The organism is Olleya sp. Ti.3.14, assembly GCF_038154885.1.
Taxonomy (GTDB): domain Bacteria; phylum Bacteroidota; class Bacteroidia; order Flavobacteriales; family Flavobacteriaceae; genus Olleya.
Map to the genome: position 1 here is coordinate 1 of NZ_JBAKAO010000038.1, position 367 is coordinate 367.

The following is a 367-nucleotide window of genomic DNA, read 5'->3' on the forward strand; positions in this document are numbered from 1 at the left end:
GATCAGCATCTGGATCAAAGTCGTTAGCTAAGACCACAATATCAACAGGAGTACCTTCAGGTGTGGTTGCAGTATCAGCATTAGCAATAGGAGCTTCGTTTTCAGGACCACTTTCAGGTAAAACCTCGATATATACAGTTGCAGTATCACAAGCTTGAGGAGTACCATCATCACAGATTGTGTAAGTAAAAGTATCTTCACCAGTAAAACCAGCATTAGGCGTATAGGTATAATTACCAGCAGCATCAATAGTTACTGAACCATTAGCTGGATTCGTATTAGCAGTTACTGTTTGGTTATCACCTTCAAAATCTTCATCGTTAGTTAATACATTACCAGAGACTGGTTGTCCAACAAACGTATTGTT

General features: G+C 39.2%; 1 protein-coding gene. It reads right to left on the minus strand.

The genetic code is table 11. The features are described from left to right. A partial coding sequence (locus V6251_RS15180; RefSeq protein WP_341589005.1) for an Ig-like domain-containing protein occupies positions 1-367 on the minus strand: 367 nt, incomplete at both ends.